Annotated in this window: 29 protein-coding genes and 1 pseudogene; 23 read left to right on the top strand and 7 right to left on the bottom strand. The window is 37.2% G+C overall.

Annotated elements, in window-relative coordinates; genetic code table 11:
* A partial coding sequence (locus ACJMML_RS07700) for a type II secretion system F family protein (protein ID WP_405306748.1) occupies positions 1–616 on the top strand: 616 nt, incomplete at its 5' end.
* The gene (locus tag ACJMML_RS07695; protein WP_405306747.1) at positions 613–798 is read left to right on the top strand and encodes a class III signal peptide-containing protein; all 186 of its coding nucleotides are present in this window, start codon (positions 613–615) and stop codon (positions 796–798) included. The genes ACJMML_RS07700 and ACJMML_RS07695, both read left to right, overlap by 4 nt.
* A gap of 3 nt (positions 799–801) precedes the next feature.
* On the opposite strand, the gene ACJMML_RS07690 is transcribed toward ACJMML_RS07695, so the two are convergent.
* Positions 802–1,365: a TMEM175 family protein gene (locus tag ACJMML_RS07690; RefSeq protein WP_405306746.1), complete on the bottom strand. Its 564-nt coding sequence runs from the start codon at positions 1,363–1,365 to the stop codon at positions 802–804.
* A complete protein-coding gene (locus ACJMML_RS07685) occupies positions 1,355–1,936 on the bottom strand; it encodes a TMEM175 family protein (RefSeq protein ID WP_405306745.1) in 582 nt (193 codons plus the stop codon). Before ACJMML_RS07685 ends, ACJMML_RS07690 begins: the two co-directional genes overlap by 11 nt.
* 49 nt (positions 1,937–1,985) lie before the next feature.
* On the opposite strand from ACJMML_RS07685, the gene ACJMML_RS07680 reads away from it, so the two are divergent.
* Entirely contained in the window at positions 1,986–3,398 is a 1,413-nt protein-coding gene (locus ACJMML_RS07680) for a lactaldehyde dehydrogenase (protein ID WP_405306744.1), read from the top strand.
* A 15-nt stretch (positions 3,399–3,413) separates the two neighbouring features.
* Here the strand turns inward: ACJMML_RS07680 and ACJMML_RS07675 are convergent, their stop codons facing one another.
* Entirely contained in the window at positions 3,414–4,136 is a 723-nt protein-coding gene (locus ACJMML_RS07675; RefSeq protein ID WP_405306743.1) for a tRNA-binding protein, read from the bottom strand.
* Between the two features lie 165 nt (positions 4,137–4,301).
* On the opposite strand from ACJMML_RS07675, the gene ACJMML_RS07670 reads away from it, so the two are divergent.
* The 4 genes from ACJMML_RS07670 to ACJMML_RS07655 are packed head-to-tail and all read left to right on the top strand — an operon-like array spanning position 4,302 to position 6,948.
* Positions 4,302–4,706, top strand: coding sequence for a PRC-barrel domain-containing protein (locus ACJMML_RS07670; protein WP_405306742.1), 405 nt, complete (start codon positions 4,302–4,304; stop codon positions 4,704–4,706).
* Positions 4,707–4,756: 50 nt separating this feature from the next.
* Positions 4,757–5,521, top strand: coding sequence for an aspartate dehydrogenase (locus tag ACJMML_RS07665; protein WP_405306741.1), 765 nt, complete (start codon positions 4,757–4,759; stop codon positions 5,519–5,521).
* Complete coding sequence (locus ACJMML_RS07660; RefSeq protein WP_405306740.1) at positions 5,522–6,244, top strand: tRNA(His) guanylyltransferase Thg1 family protein; 723 nt, start codon at positions 5,522–5,524, stop codon at positions 6,242–6,244.
* Positions 6,241–6,948: a Mov34/MPN/PAD-1 family protein gene (locus ACJMML_RS07655; protein ID WP_405306739.1), complete on the top strand. Its 708-nt coding sequence runs from the start codon at positions 6,241–6,243 to the stop codon at positions 6,946–6,948. Before ACJMML_RS07660 ends, ACJMML_RS07655 begins: the two co-directional genes overlap by 4 nt.
* A gap of 26 nt (positions 6,949–6,974) precedes the next feature.
* On the opposite strand, the gene serA is transcribed toward ACJMML_RS07655, so the two are convergent.
* Complete coding sequence (serA, locus tag ACJMML_RS07650; RefSeq protein ID WP_405306738.1) at positions 6,975–8,549, bottom strand: phosphoglycerate dehydrogenase; 1,575 nt, start codon at positions 8,547–8,549, stop codon at positions 6,975–6,977.
* Positions 8,550–8,748: 199 nt separating this feature from the next.
* Here serA and ACJMML_RS07645 point away from each other — a divergent pair, with 199 nt between their 5' ends.
* Both ACJMML_RS07645 and ACJMML_RS07640 read left to right on the top strand, forming a co-directional pair.
* A complete protein-coding gene (locus ACJMML_RS07645) occupies positions 8,749–9,087 on the top strand; it encodes a heavy metal-binding domain-containing protein (protein ID WP_405306737.1) in 339 nt (112 codons plus the stop codon).
* A gap of 7 nt (positions 9,088–9,094) precedes the next feature.
* Positions 9,095–9,889, top strand: coding sequence for a hypothetical protein (locus tag ACJMML_RS07640; RefSeq protein WP_405306736.1), 795 nt, complete (start codon positions 9,095–9,097; stop codon positions 9,887–9,889).
* Here ACJMML_RS07640 and ACJMML_RS07635 read toward each other — a convergent pair.
* Both ACJMML_RS07635 and ACJMML_RS07630 read right to left on the bottom strand, forming a co-directional pair.
* The gene (locus tag ACJMML_RS07635; RefSeq protein WP_405306735.1) at positions 9,886–10,272 is read right to left on the bottom strand and encodes a hypothetical protein; all 387 of its coding nucleotides are present in this window, start codon (positions 10,270–10,272) and stop codon (positions 9,886–9,888) included. The two genes, ACJMML_RS07640 and ACJMML_RS07635, sit on opposite strands and share 4 nt — an antisense overlap.
* Positions 10,273–10,282: 10 nt before the next feature.
* Positions 10,283–11,215, bottom strand: coding sequence for a transcriptional regulator (locus ACJMML_RS07630; RefSeq protein ID WP_405306734.1), 933 nt, complete (start codon positions 11,213–11,215; stop codon positions 10,283–10,285).
* A 55-nt stretch (positions 11,216–11,270) separates the two neighbouring features.
* On the opposite strand from ACJMML_RS07630, the gene ACJMML_RS07625 reads away from it, so the two are divergent.
* From ACJMML_RS07625 to ACJMML_RS07575, 11 genes are all read left to right on the top strand, one after another.
* Positions 11,271–12,539: a DUF1743 domain-containing protein gene (locus ACJMML_RS07625; RefSeq protein ID WP_405306733.1), complete on the top strand. Its 1,269-nt coding sequence runs from the start codon at positions 11,271–11,273 to the stop codon at positions 12,537–12,539.
* A gap of 207 nt (positions 12,540–12,746) precedes the next feature.
* The gene (locus ACJMML_RS07620) at positions 12,747–13,643 is read left to right on the top strand and encodes a DUF3100 domain-containing protein (RefSeq protein ID WP_405306732.1); all 897 of its coding nucleotides are present in this window, start codon (positions 12,747–12,749) and stop codon (positions 13,641–13,643) included.
* Positions 13,636–14,124 carry a hypothetical protein gene (locus tag ACJMML_RS07615; protein ID WP_405306731.1) on the top strand — a complete coding sequence of 163 codons (489 nt, stop codon included), beginning with the start codon at positions 13,636–13,638 and terminating at the stop codon, positions 14,122–14,124. The genes ACJMML_RS07620 and ACJMML_RS07615 overlap by 8 nt, the downstream gene beginning before the upstream one ends.
* A gap of 158 nt (positions 14,125–14,282) precedes the next feature.
* Entirely contained in the window at positions 14,283–15,167 is an 885-nt protein-coding gene (locus ACJMML_RS07610) for a DUF3100 domain-containing protein (RefSeq protein ID WP_405306750.1), read from the top strand.
* A gap of 1 nt (position 15,168) precedes the next feature.
* Positions 15,169–15,660: a hypothetical protein gene (locus ACJMML_RS07605; RefSeq protein WP_405306729.1), complete on the top strand. Its 492-nt coding sequence runs from the start codon at positions 15,169–15,171 to the stop codon at positions 15,658–15,660.
* Between the two features lie 83 nt (positions 15,661–15,743).
* Positions 15,744–17,156 carry an MmgE/PrpD family protein gene (locus ACJMML_RS07600; protein WP_405306728.1) on the top strand — a complete coding sequence of 471 codons (1,413 nt, stop codon included), beginning with the start codon at positions 15,744–15,746 and terminating at the stop codon, positions 17,154–17,156.
* 1 nt (position 17,157) lies between these two features.
* Positions 17,158–18,060 (top strand): peptidase, encoded by a 903-nt coding sequence (locus ACJMML_RS07595; protein ID WP_405306727.1) that lies wholly within the window; start codon positions 17,158–17,160, stop codon positions 18,058–18,060.
* Positions 18,061–18,064: 4 nt separating this feature from the next.
* Complete coding sequence (locus ACJMML_RS07590; protein WP_405306726.1) at positions 18,065–18,937, top strand: fumarate hydratase; 873 nt, start codon at positions 18,065–18,067, stop codon at positions 18,935–18,937.
* 40 nt (positions 18,938–18,977) lie between these two features.
* Positions 18,978–19,772 (top strand): citryl-CoA lyase, encoded by a 795-nt coding sequence (locus ACJMML_RS07585; RefSeq protein WP_405306725.1) that lies wholly within the window; start codon positions 18,978–18,980, stop codon positions 19,770–19,772.
* Positions 19,773–19,776: 4 nt separating this feature from the next.
* On the top strand, positions 19,777–20,286 hold the full coding sequence (locus tag ACJMML_RS07580) for a nitroreductase family protein (RefSeq protein ID WP_405306724.1): 510 nt from the start codon (positions 19,777–19,779) through the stop codon (positions 20,284–20,286).
* A gap of 1 nt (position 20,287) precedes the next feature.
* Complete coding sequence (locus ACJMML_RS07575; RefSeq protein ID WP_405306749.1) at positions 20,288–20,626, top strand: hypothetical protein; 339 nt, start codon at positions 20,288–20,290, stop codon at positions 20,624–20,626.
* Here ACJMML_RS07575 and ACJMML_RS07570 read toward each other — a convergent pair.
* Positions 20,616–20,945 (bottom strand): hypothetical protein, encoded by a 330-nt coding sequence (locus tag ACJMML_RS07570; protein ID WP_405306723.1) that lies wholly within the window; start codon positions 20,943–20,945, stop codon positions 20,616–20,618. The genes ACJMML_RS07575 and ACJMML_RS07570 overlap by 11 nt on opposite strands.
* Positions 20,946–21,009: 64 nt before the next feature.
* On the opposite strand from ACJMML_RS07570, the gene ACJMML_RS07565 reads away from it, so the two are divergent.
* The 3 genes and pseudogenes from ACJMML_RS07565 to ACJMML_RS07555 all read left to right on the top strand — a co-directional run.
* Positions 21,010–21,360: a hypothetical protein gene (locus tag ACJMML_RS07565; protein WP_405306722.1), complete on the top strand. Its 351-nt coding sequence runs from the start codon at positions 21,010–21,012 to the stop codon at positions 21,358–21,360.
* Positions 21,361–21,525: 165 nt separating this feature from the next.
* Positions 21,526–21,840, top strand: coding sequence for an ATP synthase archaeal subunit H (ahaH, locus tag ACJMML_RS07560; protein ID WP_296786011.1), 315 nt, complete (start codon positions 21,526–21,528; stop codon positions 21,838–21,840).
* An 11-nt stretch (positions 21,841–21,851) separates the two neighbouring features.
* A pseudogene (locus ACJMML_RS07555) lies at positions 21,852–22,680 on the top strand (V-type ATP synthase subunit I); the annotation flags it as partial.

Below are 22,680 nucleotides of genomic sequence, written 5' to 3'. Positions count from 1 at the left end.
GCAGCTTTCAAGCATGCTTCAGGTCGGTTTAAGTTTCGAAAATGCAATGGAGGACATGTCACAGTATGGCGAAGGCCCCCTGTACGATGAGATGAGAAGGACAATCATTGAAATTCGAATGGGGCGCAATTTCGATGACGCTTGGCGTGCAATGAGCATACGCCTGAAGTCAAAGGAACTGGAAAGGGTTTTTGGAATAATTCTTGACGGAAGGAAATCAGGATCAAGCATTTCAAAAGTCTTGTCTGATGTTTCGGATGATTTAAGAGATCTGATGGCACTTAAAAGGGAGAGAAAGTCTGCAGTGATGATGTCTGTGATGTTTCTTTTAATTTCAGCGGTCATTGCAACGCCCTTTGCAATCGGAATGGTGAGTGTGTATTCCAGCTTCATGCAAGGTTATGGAATGGAGTCGGAAATCATTCTGACCGCACCAATCGCCGGAGAATTATATATGATCATACATTCCGTTCTCGTGGCATTCATCATCAGCATAATCATGTATGGTGACGTTAAAAAGGGAATCAAGTTCACATTGCCTCTGGCATGTTCATCGTTTGGGATATTCTATTTCATCTCCACATTCGGCGGAAGTCTGCTTATGGGGGGATTATGATGGACGATAAGGGTCAGGCTTCAGCAGAGTTTATCCTGCTATTTGGTGGGATAATGGTAGTGGTTTTGCTTGCAATTCACATGTATAACAGTTACATGAAGGATTTGTCAGGTGAAATCGCATCAAAGGAAGTCAGAGAGTTCAATGGTGAGCTAAATGCATTGGGGAAATATTTTAAATGAGTGTTATTTCCTGATTTTCGGAATTATCCAAACCCCAAGAATCGAAATCAAACATGATAACATTATCACTGGAGGATATGCGAAATAACCAATTGCAATTCCAATCAAAACCAAAATGATTGTGGAGTAGAATGGATATGGGTCATTTAAAGCAACTTGAAGCGCAACATTTCCAGGATCTGCATCTTTAAGGAATTTACAGATTATCAATGAGAATATTGCCGTTATGATAAAACTCAAACCATATAGGAATTGCGGGAAGAATACATAGAAGTTTTCGGCGGCAAATGTTGTCAGATAAGGCAGCAGCGAAAACACAAACAATGTCAGGCCCATTGTCCAGATGATTTTAGGGTCAACTTTATTGACGATGCTGAATATGTTGTTGTTGAAGTTCCAGAAATTAAAGCATATCATGAAACTGATTGCATATATTATGAATTCATATTTGATGTCTAGGAGGGCCTGCCAGGTGCCGTTGCTTGCAAGTGGAATTTCCAAAACAATAATTGTGATGATAATGGCTAAGATAGCATCAATCAATGCTTCAAATCGTTCAGTTTCCATCATGACCCCTCCTGATTAATCTTCCAATCAAAACCCATAGGACAATTGATATCAAACAGGCATAGTATATTCCTTTCGTGTATCCGCTGTATGTCAATATAAATCCTATGATGATTAGAATTAATGGCAAATTCATGTAATACGAATCGTGATTGATTTCCCGCAGGTTTGTATTATATGGATTGCTCCTGTAGACGGCTTTTGTGGCCAGAGTGTTTAAGATGTGGGTTACAATAAAGATGACTCCAAACATTGTCTCGGCCGCTATTGAATTGGGGTTATTCGCAAGCCATATTGTAAAATATGGAATAAGTGATATCACGAATGTCATCATTCCATAAATCCAAAGGGTGGTGTTGTCTATGGTTTCGACAAGCCTGAACAGGTTATGGTTGGCATACCATAAATTGTATAGAATCAGAAAGCTTATCAGATATGCAATATACATTGTATGCAAGTCTAAAACAGCATTTAAGGTAGGGCTTGCAGGTTGTGGGATTTTTAAAACGAGCACAGTTATTACGATTGCAATGATTGCATCGAAAAATGTTTCAAAACGATTCGTTTCCATAGTCAATATTTATAATTTCATAATATAAAATATTATTTAAGGTGATAAGATGGACATGTTGATTGGTGGAAAGCATATCTCAAGTGATGATTTGATTGATGTAAAAAACCCTTATGATGGTGAAGTGATTGATACAGTTCCAATTGCTCACAGGCAAACTGCACAATTGGCAATAGATGCTGCAAATGATGCTAAGGACTCTTTAGTTGAAATGTCAGCATTCAAAGTTTCAAATAAACTGTTCAATGCAGTTCGCAAACTCGAAGAGAGGCGCGAGGAATTCGCACAGCTCTTATGTTTGGAGGTTGGAAAGCCTATAAACGAGGCGCTGGTTGAAGTTGACCGCTCAATTGAGACATTGAGGCTGTCTGCCGAAGAGGCAAAAAGAATTTATGGTGAAAGTGTACCTCTGGATGCAGGGCTTAACGGCAAGGGATTCTTTGCATTCACCCAAAGGTTGCCATTGGGGGTTGTTGCAGCAATAACACCATTCAACTATCCTCTGAATCTGACAATCCATAAGATAGCGCCGGCAATAGCATGCAAAAACACCGTTATTGTAAAGCCGCCTACAGAGGCTCCATTGGCAGTAATGAAATTCTGCGAACTGCTTGATGAGGAGTTCCCGGAGGGTGTAGTTAATGTTGTTACAGGTTACGGCTCTGAAATTGGAGATTATCTGGTATGTTCTCCTGAAGTGGACAAGATATCATTTACAGGAAGCGTAACAACAGGGATGATGATTTCACAGAAGGCAGGAATGAAAAAGGTGACTCTTGAGCTGGGTGGAAACGATCCCGTTATTATTCTTAAGGATGCAGATTTGGATAATGCAGTTAAGGGCATAATTAATGGAGCATTTCTTAATGCAGGACAGGTCTGCATGGGTGTCAAACGCGTGATTGTTGAAGATAGCGTTGCCGATGAATTCTGCGATAAACTTGTTGTGGCAACAGAAAAATTGCAAATGGGAAATCCTCTGGAAAGCACAACCACCTTGGGAACCTTGATTTCTGAAAAAGCGGCGATACAAGTGGAAGAGACTGTGAACAATGCGGTTGAGAATGGCGCTATAATATTGACCGGAGGCAAACGTGACGGAGCATTCTATTCTGCAACAGTGATCGATAATGTCACTCAGGATATGGATCTTGTTGTTCGTGAAACATTCGGGCCAGTGGCACCTATAATTCGTGTTAAAAATCTTGATGATGCGATTGAGGTTGCAAATGCAACTGAATACGGATTGCAAGCAGGAGTATTCACCGAAAGCTACTCATCTGCAATGAGATGTGCCAAAGAAATAGATGCCGGAACAGTATTTGTCAACAAGCAGTCAACATTCAGAACAGACAACATGCCCTTCGGCGGATTTAAGAATAGTGGTGTTGGTAAGGAAGGAATAAAATACTCTGTTGATGAAATGACAAAAACAAAATTAATAGGATTAAATTTAAGGTAAAATAGCTATATTCAGCTATTTTAAATAATTTTCAACAAGGTTACGGGTCTCATTGAGTGATTCCATAGGTATGCCTTTCGGCATCGCTCCAAGCTCCCCGTCAACATCCTTCAGGATACTTCCGTTCATCCCTAAAAACATGCCTTCACTGACGATATCGCTGAATGATTGTGGAGGCAATAATGAAACGCCCACTTTATTGTCGTCTTTGACGTTCATGTCATTGGTTACAACGGTTATGGCGCGTTTTCCAAGGTTGACATTACAAAGCATAAGTTTGTCATTTTGGGGATGTCCGGTAACGCTCATTACCTCTCCGACTTTGATGTCCACTCCCATTATAGGGTCGTTTATCGGACCTAATGCCAGACGATCTTTTAAACCGATGATTGAATCAAGGAAAAACCTGACTTTTGCAATGTTTTCCTGGGTCTTTTGCCTATCCTCTTTTGGAGCGTTGCTTAAGAATTTTTTATTCCAGTCATCTCCGCCTAAACATTCGATGATGCCCAAGGCCTTTTCGGATAATGCAGCAACATCTGGAGAATTCACAAGTTCATCTCCTTCAAGGTAAGAATAGGTCAATGACTGAAAGTCGCTGTTCATCTGCTTTCCTAATTCAATAGCCTGTTTTTTATTCCAACTTCCGCGAAATGAAGCTGTCGGAATAAGATTCAAATAATTTTCTCTTGCTTTGCTTGCCACTAAAATTCTATAATCTTTTGTTGTATCCCACATTTAAAGTCCTCTTTTAAGTCTGATTTATATTTTAATTTTATAATTTAATAAATTTTTTGTAAAAAAGAATTTTCAAACTTTAAAAAACAAAAAGTATTTATATTAACAATTAAATAAAAATATACATATTTATTTATATTAATTAGATTTACTTGGGTGTAAAACATGGTAGAAGTTTCAAAATTACGTAGTTTAGATATTTATACCAACACAGGACACTATGTTGGTCGTGTAGAAGATGTTGTTCTTAATATTAGGTTAGGAACTATTTCAAAATTACAAGTCAGAGCAATTGAACAACAACCAAAACCAGCAGGATTCATGAATTCATTTTTAGGAACCATTCGTGGGGAAATGCCTGAAGACAACAACATGAGATCCTTCCAGAATGATTTATTGACTGTTGACTTTGATAAAGTTCAAGCTATTGGGGACATTATGTTAATCAATCCTAGAGACATTAAAAAAGTGGCTCCTGAACCACAAATCCCTGAAGCTACTGTTCCAAAACCTGAAAACCCACAACCACAAGGCGAAACTCAAAGTCAATTTGAAACTGAAAGATTATAAGTAATCTTTCTCCAATTCTTTTTTTATAACTTTTTTTCAAGCGTGATACTATGAAAGTAGGTATTATAGGCTGTGGAGCTATTGCAAACATCATAACAACCAGCATTGTTTCTGAAAAGAACGGCATTGACATTGCATACTTCTATGATAAGGATATCGAAAGGGCTGAAAATCTGGCAAGCCTTGGAGGCGGTGTGGCAGTACTCACCTTTGAAGACATGCTGGATGATGTTGATTTGATATTGGAATGCGCTTCACCGGATTCAGTTAAATATTTTGCACCGATTATCTTGGAAAACGGCATTGATATGATTATCATGAGCATTGGCGCATTTATGGATAAGGATTTCTACAGTCAGGTCTTAAGGATAGCTGAGGATAATGATGCCAAAATCCATCTGCCTTCCGGAGCCGTTGTAGGTCTGGATGGAATCAAGGCAGTTGCCAAATTCGGTCTTAAGGAAGTGAACCTCGTTACAAGGAAATCTCCTAAATCTCTCGGAAAGGATATCGACACTGAAGAGGTTTTGTTTGAAGGAAAAGCTTCCGAAGCTGTTAAAAAATTCCCATTGAACATCAATGTTGCTGCAACCATCAGTATGGCGTGCAATATGGATATTGACGTCAAGATTATTGTTGATCCGGATGTTGATAGGAATGTCCATGAAATCACAGCAAGGGGAGACTTCGGCGAATTCAAGACAATAACAATGAACTATCCTTGTGCCGCCAATCCGAAAACCAGCATGCTGGCTGCGCTTTCAGCAATCAGATTACTTAAAAGCTTCAATGAAACCATTAGCGTGGGCATGTAAATGAAAGAATTTGAAGTTTATTCGTCCCTGAAGGTTCCGAAAAACTCAAGGGTCATCGTTCGCCTTGACGGCAGGGCATTCCATAAGCTGGCCAAGGATTTGGATCTTGTCAAGCCATATGACGAAAAGTTCTATCAGGTGATGGCCAGAGTTTGTGAGGGCCTGTTCAAGGAGTTCTCTCCAAGTTTCGTTTATACCTTTTCAGATGAAATAAGCTTGCTTTTTGACAATCTTCCCTTTGATGGAAGAATTGAAAAGATTGATTCTGTACTGGCAGGTTTCACCTCCAGTTCCTTTGTGATGAATTATGATGTTGATTTCAAAAAGCCTCCCGCTTTCGATTCAAGGATAATTCCAGTCAATGACGGAGATATACCCGATTATTTCAAATGGAGGCAGGACGAATCATGGATGAATTGCGTCAATTCCCATGGCATTTCATACCTCAAAACAAAGTATTCAAATAATGAAGCCAACGATAAAATAAACGGCATGAAGTTGAATGAAATACATGAATTATTGTTCCAGAATGGCATTAACTTAAACGATATTGAAACTTACAAAAAACGAGGAATAGGAATATATAGGAAAAATAAAAAAGTAGTTGGTTTTAACAAAAAGGAGAATAAAAACCAGACCTCATACAGAAGCTATGTCTTCACCGACTGGGAGCTTCCGATTTTCAATGAGGATTTCTTTAAAGGTATTGGTGTGTTAAAATGAGTTTCATTTCAAAGATACTTGGAAATAAGGATGAGGAATTCACAGAGGTCCGCGTTGACCGTGAAGTTCTCGAATCCGTAATTTATTACTCAAAGAAATCCTATCCTAATGAGTTCTTGGCATTCTTTGACGGCGAAATAAAGGATAAGATTCTCTACATTACCGGTTTGATATTCCTTCCGGGTGAACGGTCAGAAAACAGTGCCATAATCCATACTGAATTGATTCCTATGAATACAAAGTATATGGGATCAGTCCACTCACACCCAGGGCCAAGTGCCAGACCTTCAGATGCCGATTTAAGGACATTTTCAAGAAACGGATACTTCCACATGATTGTATGCCTTCCATATTCATTGGAAACCTTCAAATCCTATGACAGATATGGCCAGCCAATGGATTATACATTAGGCGATTATACAGATTTCAGTGAAAACAATCCTGACGACTTTTTTGATGAAAGTGATGTTGTAACCGACAGCGATGAGTTTAAGCCGGGATTTTTTGATGAGGAGGATGACGAATTTTTCAAAACTCTTGACGAAGAGCGAAAAAACTATTATGATGATTTTGAAAAGAGAAATCAGTTTGAAAGGCAGCCTCAAGTAGAAATAATCTCCAATACTCAAATGCCTCAGCAGGTAATCAGAATCGAGTTAAATCCGGATGGCAGTGTCAGAAAAATAAGTAAAAATAAAAAATAAAAAACAATTATGGTGAAAATTGTTTTTTATAATTCTAATCCGATAGCTTCATAAACATTGTCTAAAGCTTGGATTTCTTTAATTACGTCTTTTGGAATCTCTTTATCTAAAGTTAGAACCATGATTGCTCTTCCGCCTTTTTCATCTCTTCCGACTTGCATGATTCCAATGTTAACATTATGTTCGCCTAATTTTGTGCCTATTTTACCGATGCTTCCAGGAACATCTTCATATTTTGCAATGAACATGTGTCCTTCAGGAATAACATCTACCCAGTAGCCATTGACTTTTAGGATTCTTGCATCGTGTAAGTGAGTACCTTCTGCTGAGAAAGTGTCGGTTTCACTTTTAGCGATGACCTTAATTAATGATTCGTATCCTTTAGCATTGTCTTTTCTTCCTTCGGTAATACTTATGCCTCTTTCTTTAGCGACAAGAGAAGCGTTTACAGTATTTACCGGTGAGCTTAAGAATGGGTTTACGGCACCTTGGATGACGGTTCTTGATAAAATTTCAAGATTGTCAATTTCAGCTAATTCTCCGCTGTAGATGATTTCAATTTCTTTGATTTTACCGTTTACAGCCTGTGAGATGAAACTACCTAATTTTTCACATAATTCCATGTATGGAGCTAACTCCTGGTAGGTTGTCTTGTCAATACGTGGCATGTTCAATACGTTTTTAGGGTTGTTTCCTTTAACTAATTCAATGATTTCATCAGCTACAATTATTGCAGCATCCCTTTGTGCCTCTTTGGTTGAAGCGGCAATGTGAGGGGTTAAAACAATATTGTCCAATTCGAATAATTTTGAATCTTCAGCAGGTGGTTCATCTTCATATACGTCTAATGCGGCACCACCTATTTTGTTGTTTGCTAATGCATCGTATAATGCTTCTTCATCAATGATTCCACCACGAGCACAGTTAACGATGTAAGCGCTATCCTTCATGGTTTCAAACTGTTCGGTTGAAATGGAATGTTCGGTTTCAGGTGTCAATGGAACATGGATTGTAATGAAATCTGCATTTTTAAGCACGGTATCCAAATCAGTTAGTTCAACGCCCATCTGTTTTGCAACTTCTTCAGGCAAGTATGGATCGTATGCCATTGCATCCATTCCGAATGCTTTGCATCTGTTTACTACTTGTGAACCGATTCTTCCCATACCTATTACACCGAGAGTTTTGTTTCTGAGTTCAACTCCCATGAATTTTTTCTTTTCCCATTTGCCTTCCTTGACGGATTTGTCAGCAATAGATATTTTACGGGCCATGCTTAAGATTAAACCCATAGTGTGTTCCGCTACGGTAACGGAAGTTGATTCAGGTGAGTTTACAACCATGATACCTTTTTCAGTTGCGGCATCAAGGTCGATGTTGTCCACTCCAACACCTGCTCTTGCAATGATTTGCAGATTGTCAGCTTTTTTAATAATGTCTGCAGTTAATTTTGTTCGACTTCTTACAATAATTCCATTATATTCATGGATGGTATTAGCTAATTCTTCAGGAGTAATTTCAGTGTCTACAACAACGTCAGCTACTTCCTTTAAATTTTCTATACCTTTTTCGTTAATAGCATCAGCAATAAGTACTTTCATTTTTTCACCATAATTAACAATATTTAATCATAAATATTACTTAAATTTATATTTTTTATTATATTTAAAATATATTATATAAGCAATATTTTTTGAAAATATTTGATAAATCTGATTAAATCAACTATATTTTTCTTTCTCGCTTTCATCAATGAAAAATAATTTATATTGCAATTACCTAACTAATATTGATGATATTATGGTAAGTGTAGAAGAATTTCCAATTTCAACAGCAAATGACATTCCAGGATTTAAAACTGTAGAAACAAAAGGTTTCATATACGGTTTAACCGTTAGAAGCAGAGGTGCCGGTGGTCAAATCGGTGCTGGAATCAAATCTATTTTTGGTGGTGAAATCAAACAGTATGTTACAATGATGGAAGAGTCCCGGGAAGAAGCATTGCACAGGGCAATTGCCCATGCAAAAGAACTGGGTGCAAACGGTATTGTAGCAATCAGATTTGACTCAAATGAGATATCCGATGTAATGCAGGAAATCTTGGTATACGGAACTGCCGTTGTAGTCGAAAAGGAATAATGATATTATGTTTTTTGAGGATTTGGAATATAATGGAAAAATAATTCCGCAGACTATTCTGGGCTATGGTCCGTTCATGGCCGAACTTTACTATGGCCACAGATCAAGACTTTACTTGGATGATTTATATAACAATCCTCAAAATGCTGCTGAAGTGATTATGGAATCATACAATCAGGGTGTAAGGGCAATCAACCTTGTCAATGATTCCAATTTACTTGAAGCATATGACATTGCGTTTTCTGAAGGCTGTGAGATGAAAGTTATCGCAACAATTGGAAAAAGTGATGTTGATTATTTGAATCCTAATTATGAAGTTGCAAAAGAAGTCGATTGGGATGAGGATATTGAACTGTTCAGCCAATATGATTGTCCTCTGATGCTTGTTGACGAATTCATAACAGACGGATATGACTGGAGGCTGACTTCAAAGATTCTGAATAGAATTAATGATTCAGGAGCTCTTTCAGGCCTTGTTACTGCATTTCCATCAAGAACATCAGATTTGCTCGCAGATAATTTGGACATGGATCTGTTTGATTTTTACATGATTCCATACAACAGCTTGTCATATATGATGGATATAAGTGCATTCAATGCTTCCCAAAGACAGGAATTCATTGAAAAGATTAAAAACCTGAATAAAAAAATCATTGCCACAAGAATACTTGCGGCAGGTGTGTTAAAACCAAAAGAAGCATTTACTTTTTATAAAAATGTCGATTTCGTAGATGCAATATGCATGGGTGTCGCTAAGGTTGAAGAAGCTCGTGAAGACTTTGAATTATTGAAGGAATATTAAAGTTTGACAACTTCATATTCTTCAAATGGAATGTATCCGTCTTCTTCCAGTGACTGGTTCAAATCGGCCAATCCGTTGATTAAATCTTTTATATTTTTGTTTGATGGCTTTTTGCCTGTAATCTGCAGGTATTGTCTAGGGGATATTTCGCAGAATTCGCATTCGAAATTGCAGCATCTGTCCTTCTCTTCACAGCCGTATCCCTCTTGTTCCTCATCGGTTCCTATTACGATGTCATCTAAAATCCTTGAAACCCTTTCATCTGATGCAAACATAGCTATTTTTTGGGTTTTTCCACAGATTCCGATTGCTGTTTGACCTTTAAAATTACAGACCCATTTTATCGGATAATTTTCCATATCAGTTATATTTAAGTTTTCCATGTTATTGCCTCTAGTTCTCTTTTCTCTCTTTAATCATTTTAAGTAATTCCTTGGAATTTTCAAATTCCTTCAACTCCCAAGATTTAATGACCGGAACGGTGCCGATTGACTCTTTAATTTTGTCATTGTTTATAATGAAAACAGGTTCTGAGGTTGTAACCATCGATAAATCTTTGAGAGGTATGGCCATTCTTTTCAGAGTCTTTTCACTTCTGTTCTTCTCAACATTTGCCATTAAAGGTGAATGTTTGTTTGAGCTTTTCATTTTAGCCACTGCATCAAATGGACTTTTGTTTGTGGATATCACGCCATATCCTAATTTTGATAAGTCATTAACGTCATCGGTAAATTTGATTTCATCCTTTTTTTGAGGCTGCAGCAAATCAATGTCCAAGGTTACCTTGGTGTTGAGGATTTCTTCAAGTATCATTGCCGTTTCGGTATTCGCCCTCACTATTCCGTTTTCATATTTATACATTGTAGCACGGGATACATGCGCAAGGCTTGCCAAATCTTTTAAAGACATGGAATACTCTTCACGGTATTGCTTGATGACATTGCCGTCAATCTTAACGAAATATCCTCCACGGTCGGCTAAGATTTCAGGGGATTCTCCATATACTATCATGCTTTTTAATGTTTCAAAGCTGATTGTGGGAATTTCATATCTTTCATAAACCACACCATCCTCTAAAAGGCCATTTCTGGATTTCTCACCGATTATAATTGGGGATGCAAGAAATATGTTTGCCAATTGTTTCATTTCGTGGGCATTCTGTTCATTGATGCTGTCTATGTTTTGAAACGTTTTTAAAAGTAATATCTGCAGGTTTTTTCTTGCTACAATATCAAAAGAACCTTGATCATATATGTCTGAGGTTTTGAAACCCTGTGAGGTTAACAGTTTTTCAATATTGTGTAACAGTTGGCTTCTAGTTAACATAGTCAAATCCTCTCTTAAACTATATATTAATTTAACATTAAATATATTTTAGTAGGTGATTTTGATTAAGTACTTATATATTGGAGTTGATGATACAGACTCCCCCGACGGAATGTGCACAACATATCTTGCAAGTCAAATTGTCAATGAATTCAATGAGAATGGAATCGAATTGGTGGATTATCCTAGATTGATAAGGCTAAATCCTTTTGCTCGCCATAAGACACGGGGAAATGGTGGTGTGGCTTTAAAAATCTTAAATGATTCCAAAGCCAATCTGGCGAAGGAAATAGTTCTTGATAAAGTTGAAAAACTCTCAATGTTCGATTGTGACAATACCAATCCTGGCGTAATCTTTTATGATGGGGAAATCACTCCGGAAATGGAGGATTATGCATTCAGGGCAATTTATGAATTCATTACAATTGAAAATGCTGAAGAGTTCGGTCGTTCTGTGGGTTGTGAAATCCATAAATTCAAAAAAGGAAGGGGAATTATCGGATCCATTGCAGCAATTAGCTTGCCTTTAAGTGATTTTACCTATGAACTGCTTGCATACAGATCTTCAGATAATTATGGGACTAAAAGGAAAATTGATTATGAATCTGTTTATGAAATGGATAAGGAGACTTTTCCGGATACCTTTGAAAACATCGACTATTCAGAAGATTACATTGCAATCGAACCTAAAACGCCATGCCCTGTTTTATATGGTATCAGGTCAAACACCGTTGAAGCATTGAAAAAAGCGAAAGATATCGTTAAAGTTGACGAACCGGTTGTCGATTGGTGCATCTTTAAGACAAACCAGCATACGGATATGCATATTCAGGAAGTTCCAAATATTGCCTCAATGAAGCAATTCGGATGTTATTGTGTCGAGGGGGAAGTCAAAAACAAGCCCACAATCATTGACGGGGGGCACATGTTTTTCTACATTATGGACGATTCCGGTGAGATAGAATGCGGCGCCTATGAGCCAACAAAGAATTTTAGAAAGATAGTTTCCCATTTGCGTCCTGGAGATAAAATTCGGGTTTACGGGGGTATCGGTGAGCAAAATACATTTAATGTTGAAAAGTTTCAGGTTATCCAGTTAAATGATGTTGAGTACAAGAACCCAGTTTGCGAGTGCGGCAAACGAATGACTTCCGCCGGTAAAAACAAAGGTTTCAAATGCAAAAAATGTGGAAGAAAAATTGAATCTTCAAAAAAAGTTCCTATTAAAATTCAACGTTTTTTAAAAAATGCTCAGTTTTATGAAACACCAGTTTCTGCAAGGAGACATTTGTCAAAACCGCTTTGCCGTATGAATTTAAAATAATAAGATGTTTTCCTTTGTTTATTTTATTTTTAATCATTTTATTGCAATTATTTTTAATTCACTTTTTGTGAAATAATATATAATTTATCACGATTTTTATTCGTATTAGTAGAACTTTTGAGAACTAAATCCTACTAATTTATATACTAGTTTTTTAGAAGTATAAAATAATTAGCATTTTTTTTATGCTGGGTGGGAGAGGGTACCATGTCAGATGAAAATAAAGACACGACAAACGTTCAACACATATATCGTAATAAAACTGATAAACGTATTTTAAAGAAAAATCCCTGGAGGGATTATCGTTTACATTTCACAATACTTGTTTTGGCAGTTATTGCCATGTTTATCGGGCCTATTGATATTGTAATTACTAAAGATGTGACTGTTTCTATTATGCCCTTATTGTATTCCATGATTTTGGGATTGGTATTTTATCTTGCGAAACCTATAACTTGGATTGAAAGAAAGCAGTCTAGGGTTGCTGAAGGGGCAATGATGCTGTTTATAGGAATATTGATTGCAAAACTTGCGGTTTCAAGTGGTCAATCAATGGATTTGTTGTTTAAGATGGGTCCTGCATTGATGCTTCAGGAACTTGGGCACCTTGCGACAATTTTGATTGCGCTTCCGGTTGCATTGCTCTTGGGCTTTAAAAGAGAAGCTATCGGTATGACAAATTCAATTGGCCGTGAGCCTGAAGTTGCAGTGGTTATTGACAAGTATGGATTCAATTCACCTGAATCCCGAGGGATATTTGCTTTATTCATCGTGGGAACCATGATAGGAACTGTATTCATCAGCTTTTTTACAAGCATTTGTGTTTCCGTTTTGCCTTTGCATCCTTTTGCCTTTGCAATGGCAAGTGGAGTGGGCAGCGCAAGTATGAATGCTGCGGCATTAGGTCCGACTCTTGCGGCGTTTCCAGGATTGGAAACTCAGGTTGAAGCATTTGCCGGATTCAGTAACTTATTGTCATTTTCAGTCGGTATCTATATTGTAATATTTTTGGCATTGCCTTTAACCGAAAAGCTGTATTTCATTTTAGAGCCTAAACTTGGAAAAAAGGCTATTGTAAAAAGTGGGGATGATAATAATGCCTGAATTAATTGACGAATCCGAAAATGTTTCGGTACATGGTATTTTCAACTGGATATTCCTTTTGGCGATATTTTCCATAATCACCGCAATTGGTAATTATGTAGGTTATAAACATCCAATTCAGGAGTCTTTAGTTGGTATGGGTATTTTATCTTTAATTACTCTTTTGGGCGTTTGGATGGAAAGAAAGCTTCCATTAAACATTTCTTCCATTATTTATATTAGTGTGATGGGTATCGTTCTTGCATTTCCGACTATGCCTACATCCGAATTTGTTTCATATTATGTTTCAAAGGTCGAGGTTATGGCTATTGTGACAGTATTTTTGGCATATGTTGGTATTGGAATGGGTAAAAGCTGGAATGAATTTAAAGCCCTTGGATGGCGTGCAATTATCATTACAATTCTTGTTATTGCATCCACATATCTCGGTTCTGCAATTGTTGCTCATATTATTCTAATCCTGACTGGGGTTCCGGCGTAATTTTATTCTCATTTTGTGAAAATTATTAATATCTTTTATTCTTCTTTTGTGATTTTTTTAGATTAAATGTTATCAATTTAAATAATATGTTTTGAGAAAATATTAGTATAGTATTTTAAATTTGATAATTTGTTACATCATATTGGGGAGTTGTTAATATTCCGAATAAGGGCAATGATGGTCAGGTCGAACATATTTACCGGGAAAAAACCGATAAGCGTATTTTAAAGAGAAATCCCTGGAGAGATATAAGATTACATGGAACAGTGCTTGTTTTAGTTGTCATTGCAGAGTTAATAGGAACTATCAAAATCCCAATCACCAAAGATGTTGCAATCACCATAATGCCTTTAATATATACCATTATTTTAGGACTTGCCTTTTATCTGATAAAACCAATCAAATGGATTCACAGAAAGCAGGCACGTATTGCTGAAGGGGCAATGATGCTTTTCATAGGTGTTCTGATTGCAAAATTGGCTGTATCAAGTGGTCAGTCTATCGGTTTGATTTTTAAAATGGGTCCTGCCTTGATATTGCAGGAACTTGGACACTTGGCAACCATTTTAGTCCTTCCAATCGCATTGCTTTTAGGATTTAAAAAGGAATCAATCGGTATGACAAATTCAATAGGCAGGGAACCGAACGTTGCAGTTGTTGTAGATAAGTATGGATTCAACTCTCCTGAATCAAGAGGAGTATTTGCAATATTCATTATAGGTACTGTAATAGGTACAATATTCATAAGTTTCCTGGTAACATTTTCACTGTCCTTCCTTCCGCTCCATCCGTACGCGTTTGCTATGGCAAGTGGGGTGGGAAGTGCAAGTATGAACGCTGCGGCAATAGGTCCGACTCTTGCGGCATTTCCTGGAATGGAAACCCAAATTGAGGCTTTTGCCGGATTCAGTAATCTATTGTCATTCTGTGTTGGAATATACATCGTCATATTTGTGGCACTTCCACTGACTGAAAAAATGTATAACTGGCTTGAACCTAAAATTGGAAGGGAATCCCTAACACCTGAAAAGGAGGATGAATAAATTGCCTGATTTGATTGACGGATCTGAAAACGTATCTGTTCATGGTATCATGAATTGGATTATTCTGCTTATCATATTTTCAGTCATAACTGCCATCGGCAATTATCTGGGTTATCATAATCCTATAGAAGGTTCTCTTGTAGGTATGGCAATATTATCTCTAATTACTCTTGTAGGGGTATGGCTTGAAAGGTATTTGCCGTTTAACGTTTCTTCAATCTTATATATCAGTATAATAGGTATCATTTTGGCTTTCCCAGGCATGCCAACTTCCAAATTTGTCCTACATTATGTTTCCAAAGTGGAACTCCTGTCAATCGTAACAGTATTTTTAGCTTATGTGGGTATTGGAATGGGTAAAAGCTGGGATGAATTTAAGGCGTTAGGTTGGAGAGCCGTAGTAATAACTATACTGGTCATTGCAGCAACATACTATGGAGCAGCTATAGTGGCACACATCGTCCTTGTTTTAACTGGTGTTCCGGCAGCTTAATATTTACGATGTAAAAAAATTGCTCTGAATTATAACTGACCTATTTTAATACTACTTTTAACATATATTAGAATTGGTGTTTTATGTTTTTACAAAATATTTCTAAATTTATTTCAAACTATCGCTATGAACAGGCAACAATAGAATCTATCACCACTGTCAAAGCAGCCTTTTTGGACTTTTTTGGAGTTACATACAGAGGGATTGGTGAAGATGCGCCACAAATAGCCTGCAATACTGTTAAAGAAATATTTAATGGAAACTTAGATTCAAATTTAAAAGCATCTGTGATAGGCACTAACCTCAAAGCAGATGTATTGCATTCAGCATTTGTCAACGGAATTTCCGCTCATGTGCTGGAACTGGATGATGGCCACAGAAAAGCTCAAATCCACTTGGGTTCTGTAATTTTCCCAACGGCCCTTGCAATTTCTGAAGCATATGACCTGTCCGGAAAGGAATTCCTTGAGGGGGTCATCGTAGGCTATGAAGTGGGGATTCTTCTAGGTCAAATAGTCAATCCGGAGCACAGAAACAAAGGATTCCACACTACTGGAACAATAGGTGCATTTGTAGCAGGTGTTGTCGCTTCCAAGCTATTGAAGTTGGATGAAAAACAGATATTGAATGCTTTAGGTTTATGCGGAACACAAGCGGCAGGATTATTGGAATCAGACCATGGTGGATCTATGGGCAAATCATTGCATGTTGGAAAAGCGATTTATAATGGAATTTTATCAGCTTATCTTGCAAGAAATGGATTTACTGGTAGTGAAACAATATTTGAAGGGGATGAAGGATTTTTAAAAACCATGGTCGTTGATGATGATGAGTATAAACAGGATGATTTCTCATTTGAAAATGTTTTGAAGGATGTCGGTAAGGTAAGGGTCAGGGATATCTATTTCAAGAAATATCCATTCTGCAGACACCTGCATTCCTCAATCGACACAGCTTTAAAGCTTAAGGCAAGTATAGGTGAGGAATACGATCATATTCAGAATGTGGCAGTTAAGACATATTCCGTTGCGGCGGAACATAATAATTTCAATCCGAAAAACATTGAAGAGTTAAGGCAAAGCCTTCCTTATGCTGTTGCCATTTCATTGGTCGTCGGTGAAGTGTCTGTTGATGAGGTAAATCAATTGATTGAGTATGGACTTTTGGACAACTATTCAACAGTCGACAAGGTAAACAGCATCAAAAACCTTGTAAACCATATGATTGTTGTCAGCGATGACAAGCTAAATGAATTATATCCTGATAAAAGGCCATCAAATGTCATTATTAAATTGGATCAAAGCTTTAGAAATGGGGTATTTCAAAATATCACTTTCCTTCCAAAAGGGGATTTTGAAAATCCATTCCAGTTAAGGGAATTAATTGCCAAGTTTAAGGCGCTCAATCCTCAATATGACGTTAACAATTTAACTGTTATTGATTCACTTGAAGAATATACAATGAAATTTGTTGTTCGTAAATTAAATGGTAGATAATATGGAAAATACAAAAAAATTCCTAAATAAATTGGGTATTGAAGAAGTTTCAAATGATTATATATCACCTAAAAGATTCAGTGACGGCGGACAATATCGCTTTGAAGTTCCGGGAATCCAATCTCCAAAAACAATGGCTGCGCTTCTTGAGGAAGCCGGCAAAAATGACATCTTCATTCATAGGGTAACTCAGACCAAGGGAATAATGATGTTGACTGATGAGGAGATTGCAGAAATGGTCGATTTGGCAAAGGATTATGGGTGTGAACTGTTTTTATCTGTAGGTCCAAGAGCCACATATGACACTTCAGCAACCGTCCACACAAAAGAAGGAAGCAGAATCGGTTACAGACTAAGGGGTTATGATAATCTTGTTTATGCCATTGAAGATGTAAAAAGGGCATGTAGACTGGGAGTTAGGGGAATTTTGCTATATGATGAAGGACTCCTTTGGGTTTTAAACAAGATGCGTGAAGATGCAGAAATCCCATCAAATGTTCACTTTAAGTTGTCCGCTCATGCAGGTCATTCAAATCCGGCATCAGCAAAATTACTTGAACAGCAAGGACTGGATTCACTCAATCCGGTAAGGGATTTGCAGATTCCAATGCTTGCGGCCATTAGGAATGCAACAGACATCGTATTGGATCTCCACACCGAAAATCCGAAATCCACCGGAGGATTCATAAGGCATTATGAAGTTCCGAAATTCATTCAGGTAGCCTCTCCGGTCTATTTGAAAACAGGAGGATCTGTTGCGGCCAATCATAACTGGGACACTACCGTTTCAGAGGCCATTGCCAGAATAAAACAGGTGAAGCTGGTCAAGCGAATGATTGATGAGTATTGCCCGGATGCAATTGTTTCACCTGACAAATCCGCTGACTTGGCGGTTCCTGAGTGATTTTATGGACATCTTAAACGATATTTCAAAAGCTATTATAGATGCTTCAACCACACTTTCTGATGATAAATATGATGCTTTAAGACGGGCCATTGATGCAGAAGACAATGAAAATGCTCGATGGGCTTTAAGACAGATTTTAGAAAACTATCAGGTTGCCCAAAAGACAAAGTTTCCATTATGTGATGATACTGGAATTCCTCATGTGATAATTGAAGTTGGTGAGGATAGACAAATAACCGGTGAATTATTGAATCAGATTCATGAAGGAATCTCTTTAGGATTAAATAGTCTTCCTGCAAGACCTATGGCTGTTAAAGGCGATGAAGTTCAAAGAATTGAGCAAAGTGAAGGTTTATTTGATGAACCGGGAAAACTTTCTCCTGCACCGGTGTTGATTGATAGTGCAAATGACAGGTCGACATATGGAAGGGATATTGATCCGGATACACTAAACATCCACTTTTTACTTGAGGGAGGAGGTCCTGAAATAAGATCGAAAACATTCAGGGTTTATCATCAGCGTTCCTTTGAAAATGTGATAGATACTGCATGCGAATGGCTTGAATCGTCACTGAAAATGCTGGGATGCACTCCTTCGATTCCATCCATTGGGATTGGAAGAACACACTTTGAAGCAACATCTCTTCTGCTCAAATCGATTGCATACGGAAATTTGGACAGTCAGAATCAGCATGAAAGGGATATTACTTGTAGGCTAAATCAAAGTGGCATAGGGCCATTGGGATTGGGTGGCAGGACTACTGTTTTAGGATGCTATCTGAATATAGGTAATCAGAGGGCAAGCGGTGTCAGAATAGTTTCAGTAAGACCGTCCTGTTTTGTAGAACCGAGAGTAGCAACACTTAAATTATGATAGTTTATATATTTAATTAACAATTAAAAAGGTTTTAAAAATGCAAGATAATAATTTTAAAGTCAATCCAAAGTCTTTAAAAACTGCGGTTACTCGAGTTGAAAAGGATAAAATCGTGACTCGGGGATATAACCAAAAAGATTTGATTGAGAAAATAAGATATTCTGACATGGTATTTTTACTTTTAAAAGGAAGATTGCCTTCCATAAAGGAAAGCAGAATATTCAATCATGTTTTAGTTTCATTTTGTGATCATGGGGTCACTCCACCAAGTACCCAAACCGCAAGATTAATCACTTCTTCAGGCTCACCGATTAATTCTGCAATATCAGGAGCATTCCTGTCATTTGGAAACAAGCATGCAGGAGCTATCCAAAAGGCAATGGAATTGTATCAGTCAAAAATCAATTCGGTCCATTTGATTGATGATTCAAGCATTGACAATAAGCAGATTGCAGGTTTGGCCATTGAAATATACAAGGAGTATGTGGTTAAGGGCAAAAAGATACCTGGTTTTGGCCACAGATACCATGATGTTGACCCAAGAGCCGATAAGCTGATGGAAATTGCAGTTAACAGAGGATATATAGGTCCTCATATCAAGTTGGCTTTGGCCCTTCAGGACTTGGTTCATGATAAAAAGCATATCAAACTTAATGTTGACGGTGCAAATGCAGCAATACTGTCTGATTTGGGCTTTGACCCTCAGTTGGGTTTAGGCATTTTCATGATAGGAAGACTCCCTGGACTAATTGCACATGCTTATGAGGAACAGATGGATGAAGAGGAATTCAGAAGATTCTGTGACCTTGATGATGTAGAATATAGAGGATGATAATATGGAATTTATTGACGTAATAACTGAAAGATACAGCGTAAGAGGATACCTTGACAAGGAAGTGGAAAAAGAAAAGCTAGAATATGTCTTAAAAGCAGCAACACTCGCTCCGACTGGTGTCAATTATCAGCCATTTAAGGTATTTGTCATTGACACTAAAAAGCATAAGGATGAATTGTCAGAAATTTATGGTGCCAAATGGTTTGTGGAAGCCCCATATGTCCTGTGTGTAGTGGCAATAAAGAATCAGGCATGGACAAGACCCTGGGATCAGAAAAACATTGCTGATATAGATGCAACCATTGTTATGGACCATATCATTCTTGCAGCTACTGATGTCGGACTCGGAACCTGCTATATTGGAGCATTCAAGAAAAACAAGGCACACCAATTCTTAAATCTTGATGAAACTGAAGAAGCAGTGCTATTTACTCCATTAGGTTATGGTGATGCTGAACCAAGAGACACTCCAAGAAAAGAATTGGATGAATTTGTAGTTTACATTGATTAAGATGGCATTATACATATTGAGTGCAGATAATTCTAAAGAGATGGATGAGATTTCTGAGGAATTGTCTCAGCACAAATTCAAAACAATTGAAAAAGAGGACAATTATATCCTGATGAAAAAAAGGAGGTATGGAAATCTTTTAATCCATGCCGTGTGTCTGATAATAGCCTTGTTTTTTGTGGGGATAGTCATATTTGTTAATGTGGCGTATTTTGCATATTCCTTTTTATGGGCTTCACCAAATGTCCTGATTACAACAGAGACTGTTGGCAATGACGGAAACCCGTTGGAATTCAGCAATATGGATGAAATATTAAGGAAAGCCACTGCTATTCTATGATTTCATCAACGCTATACTCTTCTATTTTTCTTATTACCAGAGGCTTTTTACAATTAAGGTATTCGGATTCCTCACCTATTTTTGCATTGACGAACACTTCATTGACACTAGGCTCACTGAATAGTGTTAAAATATCGGATATGAATTCATCATAGTCATTTTGAACATGTTCATCGCTAAAACCTAAGCGTGGAAGTTCATTTGTCCAGATATCACTTCCTGGAGAGAATTTTTTATCAACAACCTTATCGTTTTCAATTTCGCCGTCCAATGTAATCGAAAAGTTTTCATTTAAAATTATCCAAACCGCTCGTTCCATGTATAGTAATTAAGATAAAATGATATAAATATCATGAAGGTTAAACTAAAAACTAAGTGTTATTATGGCAAATGTTAAAATGTTTAAATTATTAGGGGTAATGTTGGCACTGATGCTAATTGTTTGGGGGATTTCCCCATTTTTAAGACACCAGCCAATTACAAATGATGTGATGGCCACCGCAATCATTCTGGTTCTGATTGCAGTCGCTTACTTTATCATATTGTTTAATCCTAGTTGGACCAAAGCAGTATTCTTCTTTGAAGGTATTGTCATAGGGGTCAGCGGATACATGTTACTTGCTAGTCCATACAATTTAGGATTCGTTATAGTGGGTGTAATCATCATTGCAATAGCAATCCTTGCTTATTTACAAAAATTACCGCCTAGTATATTGAAATGGTTTTATAGATAAGTTATTTATCTTTTATTCTTTTTTTTATTTAATATTTTCATGTAATTATTATATTTTAAATACTTTTTTTTATTCAAAATTCAATTTTACGAACTCTAAACAAAATTGAATAGTAAAAGATATATATATTGCACAACAAAAATAAGTTCACCATGGTGATTAATTATGGCAGAGATATCAGACGCAATCGCAATGATAAAAAAAGCAGAATCTGATGCTGAACAACTCATTGTTGATTCAGAAGCTAAATCAAACGATTTAATTGCTGAATCCAGAGTTAAAGCTGAGGAAATTATTTCCCAAGCTAAACTGCAAGCAGAAGACGACGCTAAAGATACTGTTTTTGATGCAGAAGATAAAGCTAAAAAAGAAGCGCAATCTATTGCTGAGCAGTCCAAAGTGGATGTCAAATCCATTAAAGACAAAGCTATGGCAAATGTAGATGAAGCTGCTTCTGTAATTGTCAAAAATATTTTGTAGTGTGAGATTATATGTTCAAGACAGCTAGAATGCGAAAAATTAGAATAGTTACACTGGAAAAGTATGTAGCTCCTACAGTGGACGCTCTCCACGAATCAGGGCTTATACAAATCAGTGATATTTCTGATAGCATTCAGCAAGATCCTGAATTAGCGGAATTAGTAACTCCTGCTAAAGCTTCTCCATACACTGGAAAATTATCTTCACTTCTAATGAAAACAAACGGGATATCTGAATTATTAGGAAACTCTTTATCAGAAGGCCATGGGTTAAAAGATACATTAATGTCTTTTATTAGTCCAGATTTGCCTGTTCAAAAGGAAGTTGAAAAGTTAGACACTGAAGCTTTTATAGCAAAAGCTGAAGACACTCTATCCCAGGTGGAAGCTAAAACAAGCGTTATAGAGGAAAAACTATCCGCACTCGACGCTGAAACAAGTGAACTACAGTCTAATAAAAGTTTGGCTAATCGCTTATCTAATTTTGACATGAATTTAGCTGACTTAAAAGATTCAAAGTACACTTCTACTACTGTTGGAAGGATTAATGCTGGATCTGCTTCAGAAATCAAAAATGAATTAAGTAAATTGACAGACGAATTAGAAATTTTTACTGTTCCTGCGGATGATAAGGAAGGAGAAATTATCGTCGTAGTGACATTAAAAGAATTTAGTGATGAAGTTTATTCAACACTTCGTAAATATGACTTTGAGAAAATTGAAATAGGTAATGTTGAAGGTACTCCTCAACAGGTTATTTCAAATGCTGATGCAAGATTATTAACCATTGAATCAGAACGTGCTTCAATTAAAGCTGAATTGAAAGCCGTTGCTGAACAGT

It is taken from the genome of Methanobrevibacter sp. (assembly GCF_045130115.1).
Taxonomy (GTDB): Archaea; Methanobacteriota; Methanobacteria; order Methanobacteriales; family Methanobacteriaceae; genus Methanocatella.
Note: the sequence above shows the minus strand (reverse complement) of the source record. Positions and strands in the feature narration are given on the sequence as shown.

What these genes read in the sequence shown, in the direction of transcription:
- ACJMML_RS07695 (WP_405306747.1), top strand. Translation starts at nt 613, where the DNA reads ATGATGGACGATAAGGGTCAGGCTTCAGCAGAGTTTATCCTGCTATTT.
- ACJMML_RS07690 (WP_405306746.1), bottom strand. Translation starts at nt 1,365, where the DNA reads ATGGAAACTGAACGATTTGAAGCATTGATTGATGCTATCTTAGCCATT.
- ACJMML_RS07685 (WP_405306745.1), bottom strand. Translation starts at nt 1,936, where the DNA reads ATGGAAACGAATCGTTTTGAAACATTTTTCGATGCAATCATTGCAATC.
- ACJMML_RS07680 (WP_405306744.1), top strand. Translation starts at nt 1,986, where the DNA reads ATGGACATGTTGATTGGTGGAAAGCATATCTCAAGTGATGATTTGATT.
- ACJMML_RS07675 (WP_405306743.1), bottom strand. Translation starts at nt 4,136, where the DNA reads ATGTGGGATACAACAAAAGATTATAGAATTTTAGTGGCAAGCAAAGCA.
- ACJMML_RS07670 (WP_405306742.1), top strand. Translation starts at nt 4,302, where the DNA reads ATGGTAGAAGTTTCAAAATTACGTAGTTTAGATATTTATACCAACACA.
- ACJMML_RS07665 (WP_405306741.1), top strand. Translation starts at nt 4,757, where the DNA reads ATGAAAGTAGGTATTATAGGCTGTGGAGCTATTGCAAACATCATAACA.
- ACJMML_RS07660 (WP_405306740.1), top strand. Translation starts at nt 5,522, where the DNA reads ATGAAAGAATTTGAAGTTTATTCGTCCCTGAAGGTTCCGAAAAACTCA.
- ACJMML_RS07655 (WP_405306739.1), top strand. Translation starts at nt 6,241, where the DNA reads ATGAGTTTCATTTCAAAGATACTTGGAAATAAGGATGAGGAATTCACA.
- serA (WP_405306738.1), bottom strand. Translation starts at nt 8,549, where the DNA reads ATGAAAGTACTTATTGCTGATGCTATTAACGAAAAAGGTATAGAAAAT.
- ACJMML_RS07645 (WP_405306737.1), top strand. Translation starts at nt 8,749, where the DNA reads ATGGTAAGTGTAGAAGAATTTCCAATTTCAACAGCAAATGACATTCCA.
- ACJMML_RS07640 (WP_405306736.1), top strand. Translation starts at nt 9,095, where the DNA reads ATGTTTTTTGAGGATTTGGAATATAATGGAAAAATAATTCCGCAGACT.
- ACJMML_RS07635 (WP_405306735.1), bottom strand. Translation starts at nt 10,272, where the DNA reads ATGGAAAACTTAAATATAACTGATATGGAAAATTATCCGATAAAATGG.
- ACJMML_RS07630 (WP_405306734.1), bottom strand. Translation starts at nt 11,215, where the DNA reads ATGTTAACTAGAAGCCAACTGTTACACAATATTGAAAAACTGTTAACC.
- ACJMML_RS07620 (WP_405306732.1), top strand. Translation starts at nt 12,747, where the DNA reads ATGTCAGATGAAAATAAAGACACGACAAACGTTCAACACATATATCGT.
- ACJMML_RS07615 (WP_405306731.1), top strand. Translation starts at nt 13,636, where the DNA reads ATGCCTGAATTAATTGACGAATCCGAAAATGTTTCGGTACATGGTATT.
- ACJMML_RS07600 (WP_405306728.1), top strand. Translation starts at nt 15,744, where the DNA reads ATGTTTTTACAAAATATTTCTAAATTTATTTCAAACTATCGCTATGAA.
- ACJMML_RS07595 (WP_405306727.1), top strand. Translation starts at nt 17,158, where the DNA reads ATGGAAAATACAAAAAAATTCCTAAATAAATTGGGTATTGAAGAAGTT.
- ACJMML_RS07590 (WP_405306726.1), top strand. Translation starts at nt 18,065, where the DNA reads ATGGACATCTTAAACGATATTTCAAAAGCTATTATAGATGCTTCAACC.
- ACJMML_RS07585 (WP_405306725.1), top strand. Translation starts at nt 18,978, where the DNA reads ATGCAAGATAATAATTTTAAAGTCAATCCAAAGTCTTTAAAAACTGCG.
- ACJMML_RS07580 (WP_405306724.1), top strand. Translation starts at nt 19,777, where the DNA reads ATGGAATTTATTGACGTAATAACTGAAAGATACAGCGTAAGAGGATAC.
- ACJMML_RS07575 (WP_405306749.1), top strand. Translation starts at nt 20,288, where the DNA reads ATGGCATTATACATATTGAGTGCAGATAATTCTAAAGAGATGGATGAG.
- ACJMML_RS07570 (WP_405306723.1), bottom strand. Translation starts at nt 20,945, where the DNA reads ATGGAACGAGCGGTTTGGATAATTTTAAATGAAAACTTTTCGATTACA.
- ACJMML_RS07565 (WP_405306722.1), top strand. Translation starts at nt 21,010, where the DNA reads ATGGCAAATGTTAAAATGTTTAAATTATTAGGGGTAATGTTGGCACTG.
- ahaH (WP_296786011.1), top strand. Translation starts at nt 21,526, where the DNA reads ATGGCAGAGATATCAGACGCAATCGCAATGATAAAAAAAGCAGAATCT.